The 14,060-nt window shown below is 68.8% G+C and carries 15 protein-coding genes, 2 tRNA genes and 1 riboswitch; of the genes, 5 read left to right on the top strand and 12 right to left on the bottom strand.

Features of this window, described 5'->3' with window-relative positions:
- Positions 1-5: 5 nt before the first annotated feature.
- From BJY22_RS18465 to BJY22_RS18420, 10 genes are all read right to left on the bottom strand, one after another.
- Positions 6-1,010, bottom strand: a complete 1,005-nt coding sequence (locus BJY22_RS18465; RefSeq protein WP_167208411.1) for a substrate-binding domain-containing protein — start codon at positions 1,008-1,010, stop codon at positions 6-8.
- Positions 982-1,899 (bottom strand): nucleoside hydrolase, encoded by a 918-nt coding sequence (locus BJY22_RS18460; protein ID WP_167208409.1) that lies wholly within the window; start codon positions 1,897-1,899, stop codon positions 982-984. The genes BJY22_RS18465 and BJY22_RS18460 overlap by 29 nt, the downstream gene beginning before the upstream one ends.
- Before the next feature lie 20 nt (positions 1,900-1,919).
- Positions 1,920-2,738 (bottom strand): ABC transporter permease subunit, encoded by an 819-nt coding sequence (locus tag BJY22_RS18455; protein WP_167208407.1) that lies wholly within the window; start codon positions 2,736-2,738, stop codon positions 1,920-1,922.
- Complete coding sequence (locus BJY22_RS18450) at positions 2,735-3,595, bottom strand: ABC transporter permease subunit (protein ID WP_167208405.1); 861 nt, start codon at positions 3,593-3,595, stop codon at positions 2,735-2,737. Before BJY22_RS18450 ends, BJY22_RS18455 begins: the two co-directional genes overlap by 4 nt.
- 10 nt (positions 3,596-3,605) lie before the next feature.
- Complete coding sequence (locus BJY22_RS18445; RefSeq protein ID WP_167208403.1) at positions 3,606-4,922, bottom strand: extracellular solute-binding protein; 1,317 nt, start codon at positions 4,920-4,922, stop codon at positions 3,606-3,608.
- 257 nt (positions 4,923-5,179) lie between these two features.
- Positions 5,180-5,255: transfer RNA gene (locus tag BJY22_RS18440), tRNA-Glu, on the bottom strand.
- Between the two features lie 79 nt (positions 5,256-5,334).
- Positions 5,335-5,406, bottom strand: a tRNA-Gln gene (locus tag BJY22_RS18435).
- A gap of 119 nt (positions 5,407-5,525) precedes the next feature.
- Positions 5,526-6,443 carry a CPBP family intramembrane glutamic endopeptidase gene (locus BJY22_RS18430; RefSeq protein ID WP_167208401.1) on the bottom strand — a complete coding sequence of 306 codons (918 nt, stop codon included), beginning with the start codon at positions 6,441-6,443 and terminating at the stop codon, positions 5,526-5,528.
- Positions 6,440-7,957: a glutamate--tRNA ligase gene (gltX, locus tag BJY22_RS18425; protein WP_337758770.1), complete on the bottom strand. Its 1,518-nt coding sequence runs from the start codon at positions 7,955-7,957 to the stop codon at positions 6,440-6,442. The genes BJY22_RS18430 and gltX overlap by 4 nt, the downstream gene beginning before the upstream one ends.
- Positions 7,950-8,738: a fumarylacetoacetate hydrolase family protein gene (locus BJY22_RS18420; protein ID WP_167208399.1), complete on the bottom strand. Its 789-nt coding sequence runs from the start codon at positions 8,736-8,738 to the stop codon at positions 7,950-7,952. The genes gltX and BJY22_RS18420 overlap by 8 nt, the downstream gene beginning before the upstream one ends.
- Before the next feature lie 41 nt (positions 8,739-8,779).
- Here BJY22_RS18420 and BJY22_RS18415 point away from each other — a divergent pair, with 41 nt between their 5' ends.
- The 3 genes from BJY22_RS18415 to BJY22_RS18405 are packed head-to-tail and all read left to right on the top strand — an operon-like array spanning position 8,780 to position 10,314.
- The gene (locus tag BJY22_RS18415; protein ID WP_167208397.1) at positions 8,780-9,262 is read left to right on the top strand and encodes a GNAT family N-acetyltransferase; all 483 of its coding nucleotides are present in this window, start codon (positions 8,780-8,782) and stop codon (positions 9,260-9,262) included.
- A complete protein-coding gene (locus BJY22_RS18410) occupies positions 9,259-10,110 on the top strand; it encodes a 3-methyladenine DNA glycosylase (RefSeq protein ID WP_167208395.1) in 852 nt (283 codons plus the stop codon). The genes BJY22_RS18415 and BJY22_RS18410 overlap by 4 nt, the downstream gene beginning before the upstream one ends.
- Before the next feature lie 9 nt (positions 10,111-10,119).
- Positions 10,120-10,314, top strand: a complete 195-nt coding sequence (locus BJY22_RS18405; RefSeq protein WP_167208394.1) for a hypothetical protein — start codon at positions 10,120-10,122, stop codon at positions 10,312-10,314.
- Here the strand turns inward: BJY22_RS18405 and BJY22_RS18400 are convergent.
- Together BJY22_RS18400 and BJY22_RS18395 are read right to left on the bottom strand one after the other, a co-directional pair.
- Positions 10,301-10,837: a methyltransferase domain-containing protein gene (locus BJY22_RS18400; protein WP_202891168.1), complete on the bottom strand. Its 537-nt coding sequence runs from the start codon at positions 10,835-10,837 to the stop codon at positions 10,301-10,303. The genes BJY22_RS18405 and BJY22_RS18400 overlap by 14 nt on opposite strands.
- Entirely contained in the window at positions 10,752-11,762 is a 1,011-nt protein-coding gene (locus BJY22_RS18395) for a class I SAM-dependent methyltransferase (protein WP_202891167.1), read from the bottom strand. Before BJY22_RS18395 ends, BJY22_RS18400 begins: the two co-directional genes overlap by 86 nt.
- Before the next feature lie 71 nt (positions 11,763-11,833).
- Here BJY22_RS18395 and BJY22_RS18390 point away from each other — a divergent pair, with 71 nt between their 5' ends.
- Together BJY22_RS18390 and BJY22_RS18385 are read left to right on the top strand one after the other, a co-directional pair.
- On the top strand, positions 11,834-13,099 hold the full coding sequence (locus BJY22_RS18390) for a Fic family protein (RefSeq protein WP_202891166.1): 1,266 nt from the start codon (positions 11,834-11,836) through the stop codon (positions 13,097-13,099).
- Positions 13,100-13,167: 68 nt separating this feature from the next.
- Positions 13,168-13,749: a DinB family protein gene (locus tag BJY22_RS18385; protein ID WP_167208390.1), complete on the top strand. Its 582-nt coding sequence runs from the start codon at positions 13,168-13,170 to the stop codon at positions 13,747-13,749.
- Between the two features lie 59 nt (positions 13,750-13,808).
- Positions 13,809-13,976: riboswitch (cobalamin riboswitch) on the top strand.
- Positions 13,977-14,060: the final 84 nt, after the last annotated feature.

Raw genomic sequence — 14,060 nt, 5'->3', positions numbered from 1 at the left:
TCAGGCTACTCGGGTTCGGTGCACCCGCAGGAGGTGTTCGGGAGGAGTTCGTGGCTGAGGACGTGCCGGGCCGCGGGCGGATTGGTGGGGTCCAGCAGGAGTTCGACGGCGCGGCGGGCGGTTTCCTCGATCGGCTGGCGGACGCTGGCCAGGGGCGGGATCGTGACGGTGCACTCGCTGGTCCCGTCGAACCCCATCACCGCGACGTCCTCGGGGACCCGCAGCCCGGCTTCCCAGGCCGCGAACAGGACGCCGAACGCCTGCTCGTCGGTCGAGCAGTAGATCGCCCGCGGCGGCCGCTTCTGCTGGAACCACGGGCGTACGGCGTCGCGCGCGGCGAACCGGGACACGGGTGCGGCGACGTACCGCGCAGACGCGCGCGGATGCGCCTTCAGCGCGCGTTCGATGCCGGCCCGGTGTTCCGACGTACCGGGTGACTCCTCCGGGCCGGTGACGACGCCGAGGGTCCGGTAGCCGTGGGACAGCAGGTGATCCGCCGAGGCCTCGGCGCCCGCGACGTAGTCGATGGACAGCGTGGAGACCGTGACGCCGTCGGGCACGGGATGCAGGGCGACCACCGGTACGCCGGCCGCCGCGAACCGCTTGATCGCCGGCTCGACCAGCAACGAGACGAGCACCACCCCGTCGACCTTGCGCTCGATGAACGAGCCGATGTGCGCCGACTCCTGCGCGGGATCGCCCGCCGAGTCGCCGATCAGCAACAGGTGATCGTGCTGCCGGGCGAAGTTCTCCAGGTGCTCGGCGAGCGTGGCGAAGTACGGGTTGCGGATCTGCGGGATCAGCAGGCCGAGCGAGAACGTGCGGCCCGCGCTCAGTGCGCGAGCGAGGATGTTCGGCTTGTACTCCAGCTCCGCGGCGGCCTCCAGCACGCGCCGGCGGGTCTCCGCCGACACGGGCCGGGGGCCGTTGTTGAAGACGTAGCTGACGACCGCCGTGGATGTGCCGGCGCGTTCCGCGACATCACGCGCGGTCGCCATCGATCTCCCCACGAACGCCAGCGTAGGCCGTACCGGCCGCCACGATCCGCGCCGTGATCTCCTCCGCCACCTGCTCGGCATCGACTCCGGTAACGATCCGCACGCTGCCGGCCGGGTCAGGGGTGAACGTACTGTGCCCCGCGCGCTCCCCACCGACGGCAATCGTGACTCGCCCGGCCTCGGAAAACCTGAACAGTTCTGGACAACTCAGAGCGAGCACCGCCACCGGATCATGCGGCACGTTCCACGTCTCGTTCCAGAACGCCCACCACTGCTCGATATCCGCCCCGAGCGCCGCACCCAACGGACCCGCCGCCCGGATCCGCTCCAACCGGGCGGACTCGATGGTGACCTGCTGGGTGATCTCCAGCCCGGTGACCGTCGTCGGGATACCGGCGTTCAGCACGGCTTGTGCGGCAACGTCGTCGGACTTGAAGTTGTGCTCGCATTTCTCGTTGCCGAACGACCCGCCCATCACCCACAGGTGCCGGATCCACCCCGCCGCCTCCGGTTCGAGAACGAGTGCGGCGGCTAGGTTGGTCAGCGGACCGATCGCGGCGACATCGAGCTCACCAGGGTGCTCGCGTAGCCGGTCGACCAGCCGTTCGGGTGCGGTGTCCGCACTGATCGTCTCGCTCTCCAGTCCGTCGTGCAGCGTGCCCTCGTGCCCGGCCCACCAGATCTTCCGGCCGGACAACGGCTCGACGACACCGGGTACGACGTCCAGGTCGCGGCCCGCGAGTACGCCGTACCGCCGGGCGAGCCGGGCCCGCAGCAGCGTGTCGCCGTACACCGTGTGGACCTCTGCCAGGCTCAGGTCCGGGCTGCCCAGGATCTGGGCGAGCGCCATCGCGTCGTCGACGTCGGAGCCGATATCGGTATCGAGAATGATGGATCGCACAGAGTTCCTCTACTGTTCCGTTACTTGAGCCCGGTACTCGACACGGACTGGACGAAGTACCGCTGGAAGCCGGCGATGACCACCAGCGGGATGACGGTGAGGACGACGGCACCCGCGAACACGAGACCGTAGTCGGTGAAGTTCTGGCCTTGCAGGTTGGACAGGGCGACCGGGCCGAGGATGTGCTGGGCGTCGGTGCCGATCAGCAGCGGCCAGACGTACGCCTGCCACTGGAACAGGAACAGCATCAGGCCGGCGCCGATCAGCGCGGGCTTGGACAACGGTAGATAGATCCAGCGGAACACACCGAACCAGCCCAGCCCGTCGAGCCGGCCGGCCTCGACCAGCTCGGCCGGGATGCCCAGGAAGAACTGCCGGAGCAGGAAGATCGCCATCCCGTTGCCGATGCCGGGCAGCACCAGACCGGTGAAGGTGTTGGTCAGGTGCCAGTCCCGGAACATCGTCGACAGCGGGATCGCGATCGCGTCGAACGGCACCAGGAAGCTGAGAACGACGACGCCGAACACCAGCCCGCGCCCGCGGAACTCGAACGCCGCCAGCCCGAACGCCGCCGTCGCACAGACCGCGAGGCCGATGACAACGGTGGCCGCGCTGACCAGGATCGAGTTGATCGTCGCACGCCCGATCTCGCTGCTCACCAAGGCTGAGTAGTTGACGAGAGTCGGTCGCAGCTCGAAGAACGTCTGCCAGGACAGCGGATCGAGGTTGGCGAACGTCTCCGACCCCGGCCGCAGCGAGTTCGTCACGACCCAGAGCAGCGGCAGGAAGAAGAGGATGCCGACGACACCGCCGGCCACCGACAGACCGATGCGCTTCACTGGTCACCCCGCAACAGTCGGAACTGGCCGGCCACGATCGCCAGCGTCAGCGCGACCAGGATGACGACCTCGGCCTGCGCCACGTGGATGTCGCCGATCGCGTACGCCCGGTTGTAGACGTCGTACATCAGCAGGTTGCTGTTGCCGTTCGGCCCGCCCTTGGTGAGGATCTGCACCGGCGCGAACACGAGCAGGTTCGACACCGTGTCGGCGACCAGGACGAAGGCGAGCGGACGACGTACCAGCGGGAGGACGACCGACACCATCCGGCGCCACGGACCGGCGCCGTCGAGCAGTGCGGCTTCGCGGACCTCGGCCGGGATCTCCTGGATCCCGGCGATCAGGAACAGCATCCAGTACCCGACGCCGATCCACGACAGCAGGACGATCAGCGACCCCAGCACCTGCCCGGGCGAGGTGAGGAACGGCTGCGCCGGCAGGCCGAGGCGTTCGAGGACGCCGTTCGCGAGGCCGTCCGGCCGGTAGATGACGCTCCAGATCACTGCCGAGACCGCCGGTGGAGTGGCGATCGGCAGGATGACCAGGGTCCGCCAGAGCCGCGCGCCCGCGGCCCTCTGGGTGAAGAGGACCGCGAGCAGGAACGAGACCGCCACCTGGATCGGGTTCACCAGCACGGTGAACAGCAACGTCACGCCGACCGACTGCCGGAAATCCTTACTGGACAGCAGATCCGTGTAGTTGCCCAGCCCCGCGAACACCCGTCCGCCGCGCAGCAGGCTCTCGGAGTAGAAGCTCTCGACCACCGCCGAGATCGCCGGGACGATCCGCAGTACGGCGAGACACACCAGCGCGGGCGCCAGGAAGGCGAGGGCGATCAGCCCCTGCCGCTGCCTCACTGGAGCTGCCTCACTTGATCGACTTCCAGGCTTCGGTCAGCTGGCGGGTCGCCTCCTGCAGCCGGGCGTCCGGGTTGGCCCCGTTGCGGATGTCGGCGAACGCCTTGCCCATCACTTCCTCGAACTGGATGTACCCGACACTCACCGGCCGCGACACCGCGGTGTGCTCACTCTCGTACGTCGTGATCGCCGCGGCACCGGCCGTCTTCGCACCGGAGAACCCGTCCATCTGCGGGGTGTACTGCTTCTGCGCCTCGAGGTTCGCCGGGATGATCGTCGTCGTACTCGTGGTGGCCAGGTTGCCGGCCGGGTCGAGCGCCGCGAACTCGACGAACTTGCGGGCCATCCCCTGCTGCTTCGACGCCGGGTTGATGCCGAGCGACCAGGACCCGGTCGGGGTCACCGGCTTGCCGCCCTCGAAGTACGGCAGCGGAGCGACGCCCCAGTCGACCTTCGAGCTGCCGAAGATCTTCAGGTCCCACGGGCCGCCGACGAAGAACGCCACGTCGCCGTTCGCGAACACCGGACCGGTCTGGAACCCGCCGATGCCGCGCGGCGACAGTCCGCTCGCGAACGTCGCGCCGTACCACTTCATCGCCTTCTTCCAGCCGTCGGTCTCGACGGCCGGGGTGAGCGCGTCGTCGCCCTCGATCCCGGAGCCGCCGCCGAGCGACTCGGCCAGTGGCTGCAGCTGGTAGTACGCCTCGGGCTGCTCCATGAACAGGCCGTACTTCGTCCCGCCCGCCTGCATCGCCTTGCGGCCGGCGGCCTCGACCTGCTCCCAGGTCCAGCGCTGCTCCGGGTTCGCGGTCGGCGGGGTCACCTTCGCCTTGGCGAGGGCGGTCTTGTTGTAGAAGAGGAACTGCGTCGAGTTCCACATCGGCAGCGACCAGAGCTTGTCGCGGAACCGGTTGGTCTTGTACGCCGCCTCGCTGACCGAACCCTTCACGCGGCCGTCGAGGTCGCTGAGGTCGACCAGGAACCCCTTGGCGGCGAGCTGCGAGACGCGCGGCTCGTCGACCGTGTAGACGTCGATCCCGGCGTCCTTCGCACTCAGCCGCTGCTGCATGGTGGCGTTGAACTGGTCGAACGGGATCTGGGTGTAGGTGACCTTGATACCGGGATTCTTCGCCTCGAAGGCCTTGATCACCGGCTGGTAGGTCTCAGCGTTGTCGGTGCCCGTGAACGTGATCGTCCCGGTCTCCGGACCCGGATCGGCGGCCGGTCCCGAGGAACCGTCCGGCGAACCGGACGAGCCGCCGCACCCGGCCAGCAGGAGCGCCGCGGCAACCGCCGCGGCCGGAAGAGCTAAGAGGTTGCGCCGCACAGCGATCCCCTTTCGTGGAACGGCCGCGCAGAGCGTCGGCCAGAGGAGGTCTAACCGCTTAGACTCTAAGCGGTTAGACCTGCAGGTGTCCAGGAGCCCGGCGGCTTTCCGGAACATAGTTGGCGCATAGCGCCGAAAAGGTTCCGGAAAGGCGCGGTGGTCACCGGCCGAGGTGGCGTGGCGCGTGGGGCCGCCGGGGTGCGGCCGGGGTGAACGCACGAGCGCCTCCCACCGGTGCGGTGGGAGACGCTCTTCTCTGGTAGCCCCGACGGGATTCGAACCCGCGCTACCGCCTTGAGAGGGCGGCGTGCTAGGCCGCTACACAACGGGGCCAGAGGTTTTGTCATCCGGACCTCACGGCCCGGGCAACGAGGTTGAACTCTACCGATTTTCATCGGTGCGGTCCAATCCGCTGGGGTACCAGGACTCGAACCTGGACTAACTGAACCAGAATCAGTCGGGCTGCCAATTACCCCATACCCCAAAGGCATTTCACTGAAGTCGGAGAGTTTGTTCCCGCCCTCACCAACCCGGCTCGGAGAGCTTACCCGAGCATGGGACCGGACACCAAAACGGCCCCCCACCGGCGGGTTGTCACTCCCGTCACACCCGTCGCGGACCGCCGACCGGCAGTGCCGCCAACGGCAACTCGGAGCGGTCCTCGAGCTTCATCCGCCGGGCCAGCCACAACGCGACCGCACCGAACGCGGCGAACTTCAGCACGTCGATCGTCACCAGCGGCCACGGCGCGTCCTTCACGCCGAGGCTCGCCCCGACCGTGTCGGTCATCGCGGCGAACACGAACGTCGTCACGTTGTTCGCCGCATGCGCCGCGATCGACGCCTCGAGCCCTCCGGTCCGTACGGCGAGCAGTCCGCCGACCAGACCGAACGCGAGCCGGTCGACGAACAGCGCCGGGCTGTCCCACGGCCAGATCCCGTGCGCCGCGGTGAACAGCAACGCGGTGACGACCACCGCGACCGCCCAGCCCTTCACGAACGCCCCGACCGCCTGCAACAGATAGCCGCGGAAGTAGTACTCCTCCGCCGCCGCCTGGATCGGTGACGTCAGCAACGTGACCGCGATGACGGCGATCGCGTCCGACGCCGCGGGACCGCCGTGCCGTTCACCGGTGGCGAGCGGTACGTCGCCGAACTCGATGATCGCGAACGCGATCAGCTCGAGCACGACCGCGACCAGCGCGAACCAGGCCAGCGGCCGCCAGCGCAGCCGGCCGACCACCGAGGACAGCAGGCCCGGCGTCTGCCGGTTCAGCCACCGGGCCACCAGGATCGACAGCGGGATCAGCGCGATCAGCGTCAGGTTCGTCGCCAGCAGCCCGAACCAGGACATCGTACCCTTCGGATCCGGCCGGATCGCCGTTTGCGCCCCCACGATGACCAAGCTGGCGATCATCCAGCCGACCAGGATCGTGAAGGTGCCGAGGACGACGAACGCGCGCGGCGTGACGTCGTTGCGGAGCAGTCGCTGGTACGGCGTCTGCGCGGCGACCCGGCTCATGACGTCGTACGGCGGGACTGCTCGAGCCGGTGCAGGGCCTTGGCGCGGCCGAGCAGCTCGAGAGACTCGAACAGCGGTGGTGAGATCCGGCGGCCGGAGATCGCCACCCGGACCGGACCGAACGCGTTCTTCGGCTTCAGCCCGAGCCCGTCGATCAGCGACGCCCGCAGCGCGGCCTCGATCGCCTCGGTGGTCCACTCGGTCTCGGACAGGCCGGACAGCGCCTTCACGGTGGCATCCAGGACAGCGCCCGCGTCGCCGGTCAGCACCTTCGCGGCGGCGTCCGGGTCGACACCGAACGCGTCCTCGTCGACGAACAGGAACCCGAGCATCTCGACCGACTCCGACAGCGTGTTCATCCGCTCCTGCACCAGCGGGACGGCGGCCCGCAGTACGGCGAGCTGCTCGTCCGAGGGCTCCAGCGGGAGGACGCCGGCCTGCGCGAGGAACGGGATGGTCCGCCGGGCGAACTCCTCCGGCGGCAGCATCCGCATGTGCGCGGCGTTGATGGCCTCGCACTTCTTCGGGTCGAAGCGGGCGGCGTTCGAGTTCACCTTGCGGATGTCGAAGGCCGCGACCATCTCGTCGAGGGTGAACACGTCGCGGTCCTCGGCGATCGACCAGCCGAGCAGGGCCAGGTAGTTCAGCAGGCCCTCGGGCAGGAAGCCACGCTCCATGTACTCGCCGAGGCCGGAGCCCTCGTCCCGCTTGGACAACCGCTTGTTGCCTTCACCCATGACCATCGGCAGGTGGCCGAAGCGCGGGATCCGGCCGGTGCCGACGCCGATCTCCGCCAGCGCCTCGTAGAGCGCGATCTGCCGCGGCGTCGACGGGAGCAGGTCCTCGCCGCGCAGGATGTGGGTGATCTCCATCAGCGCGTCGTCGACCGGGTTCACCAGCGGGTAGAGCGGGTACCCGTTCGCGCGGACCAGGACGTAGTCGCCGAGGTTCTCCGGCAGGAAGGTGATCTCGCCGCGGACCAGGTCGTCGAACACGATCGGGCGGTCCGGCATCCGCAGCCGCACCACGGGGCGCCGGCCTTCCTCGACGTACGCCTGGACCTGCTCTGGCGTGAGGTTGCGGCAGTGGCCGTCGTACCCGCTGTGCTGGCCGGCGGTGCGGGCCTCCTCGCGGCGCTGGTCGAGCTCCTCCTGCGAGCAGTAGCAGTGGTATGCCCGGCCGGCGGCGAGGAGCTTGGCGACGATGTCGGCGTAGATGTCCATCCGCTCGGACTGCAGGTACGGCCCGTAGTCGCCGCCGGCCTCGGGGCCCTCGTCCCAGGTGAGGCCGAGCCAGCGCAGCGAGTCGTAGGTGTACCGGTAGCCCTCTTCGGTGTTGCGGGCGGTGTCGGTGTCCTCGATCCGCAGTACCAACTTGCCGCCGAAGTGCCGGGCGAAGGCCCAGTTGAACAGCGCGCTGCGGATGTTGCCGACGGTCAGCAGGCCGGTCGGCGACGGCGGGAACCGGACGCGTACGTCGCCCGGCTCCAGATCGCCCAGAACGGCGTCAGTCACGCACAATCACCTTGTTCGTCAGAGTTCCGATCCCCTCGACGCTGACCGAGACCTCGTCGCCGGGCAGCATCGGGCCGACCCCCGCCGGCGTGCCGGTGAGCACCACGTCGCCGGGCAGCAACGTGGTGAACGAGGTGATGTAGGCCAGCACCTCGGGGATGTCGAAGATGAACTGCGAGGTCCGCCCGTCCTGCTTGGCCTCACCGTTCAGCTCGGTGCTGACCCGCAGGTCGGACACGTCGAGCTCGGTGCTGATCCACGGGCCGAGCGGGCAGAACGTGTCGAACCCCTTGGCCCGGGCCCACTGCCCGTCGGACTTCTGCAGGTCACGCGCGGTCACGTCGTTCGCGATCGTGTAGCCGAAGATCACCTCGTTGACCCGCTCCTTGGGCAGGTCGCGGCAGATCCGGCCGATCACGATCGCGAGCTCGCCCTCGAAGTGCAGGTCGTTGGTCTGCTCGGGGTACACGATGCCGTCGCGCGGGCCGATCACACTCGTGTTCGGCTTCAGGAAGATCAGCGGCTGCTCGGGGACGTCGTTGCCGAGCTCCTCGGCATGCGCCGCGTAGTTGCGGCCGACGCAGACCACCTTGCTGCGCGGGATCACCGGCGCGAGCAGCCGGACGTCCGCGAGTTGCAGCTTCTCCCCGGTGAACTGCGCCGACCGGTAGAGCGGGTCCGAGTCGAGAACGTTGACGGTGCCGGCGAGCCCTTCGGGGTCGTCGGTCTCGACGACGCCGTACTTCGGCTCGTCGTCCACGGAGAATCTGGCGATACGCACGGGCCGAGCCTACCGACTCCACCGGATGAGACAGTTATGCGGTGACACTCGACATCCGCCTGGCCGTTCCTTCGGAGTACGACGCGGTCGGTGAGCTGACCGTGGCGGCGTACACGCACGATGGGTTCGTCCGGGGTGACTACGCGATGACACTGCGTGCGGCCGCGGACCGCGCGGCGAAGGCCGAGCTGTGGGTCGCCGCCGACGGCGACGGCCTGCTGGGCACGGTGACCTACTGTCCCGTCGGCTCCGTCTACCGGGAGATCGGCCGGGACGACGAGGGCGAGTTCCGCATGCTCGGCGTCGCCGGCCGCGCGCGAGGCCTCGGCATCGGTACGGCGCTGACGGAACGCTGCATCGAGCGGACCCGCGAGCTCGGGCAGCGGCGGATCGTGATGAGCAGCGCCGTCTACATGACCACCGCGCACCGCTTGTACGAACGCCTGGGTTTCTACCGCCTCCCTGAACGTGACTGGGCCCCCATCCCAGGCGTCGATCTGCACGCATTCGCCCTCGACCTATGACACTGACGCTCTCCCGCACCGAGTGGTCGTCGTACGCCGACGACCACACCCGCCGCGTCGACGCCTTACTGTCCGGCCACCTCGCCCGCCGAAAGCGCCGCGAAGCACATCCCGTCGAGGATTTCCTCTTCACCTATTACCCGACGCGCCCGAACCAGCTCCGGGTCTGGCACCCCGGTCCGGGCGTCCGCATGCTCGACGCTCCGGAGTACGACGGCCGGCGCGGGTACGTCGTCGTCGACGGAACAGCCTGCGTGGATCCGGCCGAGATCGAACGCCGTACGGACAGCATCGGGTGGATCCGGCGGCTGCTCGCCTCCACGCTCGACCGGCAACCGCAGTTCGGCTGTTTCGGGCTGCACGAGTGGGCGATGGTGTACCGGACGCCCGAGGTACGGCACGCCGCGTGGCCGCTGCGATTGGGGGCCGAGGGCACCGATCGGGTCGTCGAGTCGCACAAGATCGGCTGCTCGCACTTCGACGCGTTCCGGTTCTTCACGGACTCGGCCAGGCCGTTGAACGTCCTGCAGCCGACCCGCGAGTCGCAGCCGGTGCTGGAGCAGGGCGGCTGTCTGCACGCGAACATGGACCTCTACAAGTGGGCCTGCAAGCTGATGCCGTTCACGCCGAGCTCGTTGGTGCTGTCCTGCTTCGAGCTCGCCCGTGACATCAGGACGCTCGACATGCGCGCCTCGCCGTACGATCTCGCCGCGCTCGGCTACTCCCCCGTGCGCATCGAGACCCCCGAGGGCAAGGCGGAGTACACCGCCGCCCAGCGCGCCTTCGCCGACCGCGCCCGCCCGCTGCGCCGGCAACTCGTGGACCTCTGCGACGAACTGCTCGGCTAACCTCCCCGCATGGGAAAGATTGTCGCCATCGCCTTCGCCGTCCTGCTGATCGCGATCGGCGGCGTGTGGACGTTCCAGGGCCTCGGCTACCTCAAGGGCAGCTCGATGACCGGCAGCACCCTCTGGGCCACGGTAGGCCCAATCGTCGCGGCCTTCGGCGTCTCTTTGCTCTACGTCGCAATCCGCGGCCCTAGGAAACGCTGACTCGCAGGACTGCCCACTGGTAGTGCATCGCACCGCCGTCGTCCCAGGTGGCCCACGCTTCGAGTTCGCCGTACCGCTGGAGGGTCTTGCGGAGCCCTTCGTCGCTGCGGATGCTGAAGAAGCGCCCGGGTCCGTAGCCCTTGCCGTCCTCCCAGACGTGTTCGCTGTCGCGGACGTCGCCCCAGAGTCCGATCGCCAGCGGTGCACCGGGGCGGAGGACGCGGACGATCTCCTGCAGTGCTTGACCGAGATCCTCGTCAGCCACGTGAAGCAGCGTGCTCATCGTCCAGCCCGCCTCGAATGTCGCGTCACCGAACGGCAGCTCGAGCACCGACGCGACCTCGGCCTGCAGACCCAACTCGCGGCAGGCCTGCACGCTGGCCGGCGACAGATCCACACCGGTGTAGCTGAACCCGGCCGCCGCGATCGCCTCACCGTCACGGCCCGGTCCGCAACCGATCTCGAGGACGGTGCCGCGGCCCTCGGCGCGCAGTTGGTCGAGGTACGCCGTACGTCTGGCCACTCGCGGCTCGGGAAGGTCGCGATCGACGCGTGCCTGGAGTTCGCCGGTGTAGTAGGCGATCAGGTCCTGCTCGCGGTCCGCGCGGGTCATCGGACTGCCTTGAGCGCGAAGAAGAGCGGGATACGCGGTGCGTCGTCGGGGAGGCGCCACCAGCCGTCGGGGGTCTGTTGCATCGATGTCCAGCGAGGCCAGGGCAGTACTTCGGATTCACGCAGCGTGGTGATCTGGAAGCCGGTGCTCGCGAGGGTGGTGACGATTTCGCCGAGGCCGTGGCGCCACTCGTAGCTGGTCTGCGACCGGGGACCTCGTCGCCGGTGTAGGTGACGGTCGAGTCGTGCGCGATCGGGCCGCGACCCTCCAGGTAGTCGGCGCGGAGGACCAGTTCGTCGGACTCGCCGGGCAGCGAGACCTCTCGGAGCGAGTTGAGCAGCGGGTGGAACTCGACGATGTACAGGACACCACCAGGCTTCAGCAGGTCGCGCACCACCTCGGCCCACTGCTTCAGCTCGGGCAGATAGCAGAGCGCACCCTTGCCTGTGTAGACGATGTCGAACTGCCGGCCGCCGACCGCCTCCGCCGCGTCGTACACGTTCGCATGCAGATAGTCGACCTCGATACCGGCCTCGCCCGCGATCTCGCGAGCAGCCTCCAAGGACTTCTCCGACAGGTCGAGCCCGCTGGCCCGCGCACCCCGCCGCGCGAACTCGATCGTCTCCGTCCCGAGATGACACTGCAGATGCAGGACGTCGCGCCCCTCGAGCGGACCGAGATCCGCCCACTCGTAGTCGGCGAACCAGAACTCCGCGGGCCGGTCGTAGAAGTCGCTCGCCGCGTGCAGCGGGGCCCGGGCGTTCCAGTCGGCCTCGTTCGCGGCCACCATCTGCTGCGTCTGCGCATCCAGAGTCACATCCAGCAGTGTGCCCATCACAGGGTCCACAACATTGTTTTGTATCCACAGGTCTTGTTCAAGGTTTGTGGATAAGCTTGAATAAGACCATGGCACGGATTGAGTTGCATCGCTGGCCCGGGCACCCCGACGGCTTCACCCGGGCGGAGCGCCTGGGCGGGCCGTACGAGCTGTATCTCCCCGACCCGTTGGTCGGGCGTGAGTTCGACCTGCCCGACGACGTGCTCGCGCTGCTCGAGGATGCCGCGGGCGATCTGGCCCGCCTGGACGCGACGGCCGCCGTACTGACGAACAGCGAGGCGCTGGCGCGACTCCTGCTCCGGGCCGAGGCGGTCGGGTCGTCGCACATCGAAGGGCTCGTCGTCGGCGCGCGCCGGTTGCTGAAGGCCGACGTACTGCGGGACCGCATCCACGACGTGACGGCCGAGGAGGTCCTCGGCGCGGTCGACGCGATGACCTGGGTGACCGACTCCGTCGAGGCCGGCGACAAGCTCGAGGTCGACCATCTGCTCGAGGCGCATCGCCGCCTGATGGCCCAGTCGCCGAATCCGGAGTACGGCGGCGAGATCCGCTACCTGCAGAACTGGATCGGCGGCCGCTCCCCCGCCGAGGCGTACTACGTCCCGCCGCCGGCGCACCTGATCCCCGAGCTGCTCGCCGACCTGATGACGTTCGTCCGCGAGTCACCCCTGCCCGTCCTGGCGAAGACGGCGATCGCGCACGCGCAGTTCGAGACCGTCCATCCGTTTGCCGACGGCAACGGCCGGACCGGTCGTGCGCTCATCCACCTGATCCTGCGCGCCGAGGGCGTGGTGACGCGGACCGTGCCGCCGGTCTCGCTCGCACTCGCCACGCACGCGTCGGAGTACGTCGACACACTCACAGCGTTCAGGTACGTCGGACGCGCGACCACCGCGAAGGCCCGCGCGGCCGCGAACCCGTGGCTGCGGATGTTCGCACTCGCCTGCACGCACGCGACCGCGGAGGCCGCCCGCTTCGAGCAGGCCGCGTCCGACCTGAAGGCCGAGTGGCGCGAACGAGCGGCGCCGGTCCGCGCGGGGTCCGCGGTGGAGCTCCTGATCGACGCACTCCCCGCCGCGCCGGTCCTCACCCTCGCGGCCGCGGCGCAGCTGATCGACCGCTCCCAGCAGGCCGCGAACCAGGGCCTCGCCCGCCTCGTCGAGGCCCGCATCCTGCGCGAGATCACCGACGGGCGGCGCAACCGGGTGTACGAGGCACCGGAACTGATCGACGCCTTCACGCTGCTCGAACGCCGCTTCGCCAGCCCGGCCGCGGACACCCGGATCGCAGCACCTAGCAGACCGGTGCCGCCAAGGCCAGGACCGACACACTAGGTGGTTTGACTTTCCCGTCGCGATCGAGCAAGAATTCGAACACATGTTCGATCATACAGGGAGTTGTGATGCCGGAGGCGTTCGACTGGGACATGCTGCACCGGCCGTCGGCAATGGCGATGGTCCGCGGCCAGCTGGGCTTCAGCTGGATGGTGCTGTCCGGACGGCTCGCCCAGTTGACCGACGAGCAGTACTTCTGGCGACCGAGCAGTGAGGCGCTGACCGTCGTCCGGCGGCACTACGCCGGCCATTTCCGGTCGCTCGGGTCCGGCGAGTGGGTCGCGCAATGGCCGGACGAGCCGGATCATCGCGGCCCGCGGACGATCGCCTGGCTGATCGCGCATCTGACCGAGACGTTCTTCGAGCGCTGGGAGTGGACGTTCGGGGCGAGCCGGCAAGGGCGGGCCGACATCACCCTGCACGGGAACGCGCGGGACGCGGTCGCCTGGCTGACCTACTGGGTCGAGGCCTGGCAGGACGCGATCGCCGCGCTGGACGAGGACGAGGTGATGACGGTCGGCCTCAGCCAGGCGAACGAGCTCGACGCCGCCGAGCCGTTCGGTCACGTCGTCCTCCGGCTGAATCGTGAGCTCATCCATCACGGCTCGGAGATCATGACGCTCCAGGACCTCTACGCGGTCGCGGCGTGAGGACACAAGATGTTCGACACGCGGCGTGGCGCTACCACAAGATCTAGCCAGATCCCCCTAGCATCACTACTGCTGGTGGTTCAGGGCGCTCGACACCACAAGATGTTGATCGCCCCGAGGCAACAGGGGAATCCGGTGCAACTCCGGAGCTGCCCCGCAACGGTGATCGGACGCGCTGCCGCAGCCTGTCCGCGAGTCCGGATACCTGCCACCGGCGCGTGTACCGCCGGTGCACGCGGTCCGAGACCTCGCGGGTGGGTCGCAGGGCGTGACGGCAGTGATCCCGGCCGGTGCTGCCGGTCCCGTCGTGC

Source organism: Kribbella shirazensis, from assembly GCF_011761605.1.
Classification (GTDB): Bacteria; Actinomycetota; Actinomycetes; order Propionibacteriales; family Kribbellaceae; genus Kribbella; species Kribbella shirazensis.
The sequence above is the reverse complement of the archived record's forward strand: the minus strand, read 5'-3'. Positions and strand labels throughout refer to the sequence as shown.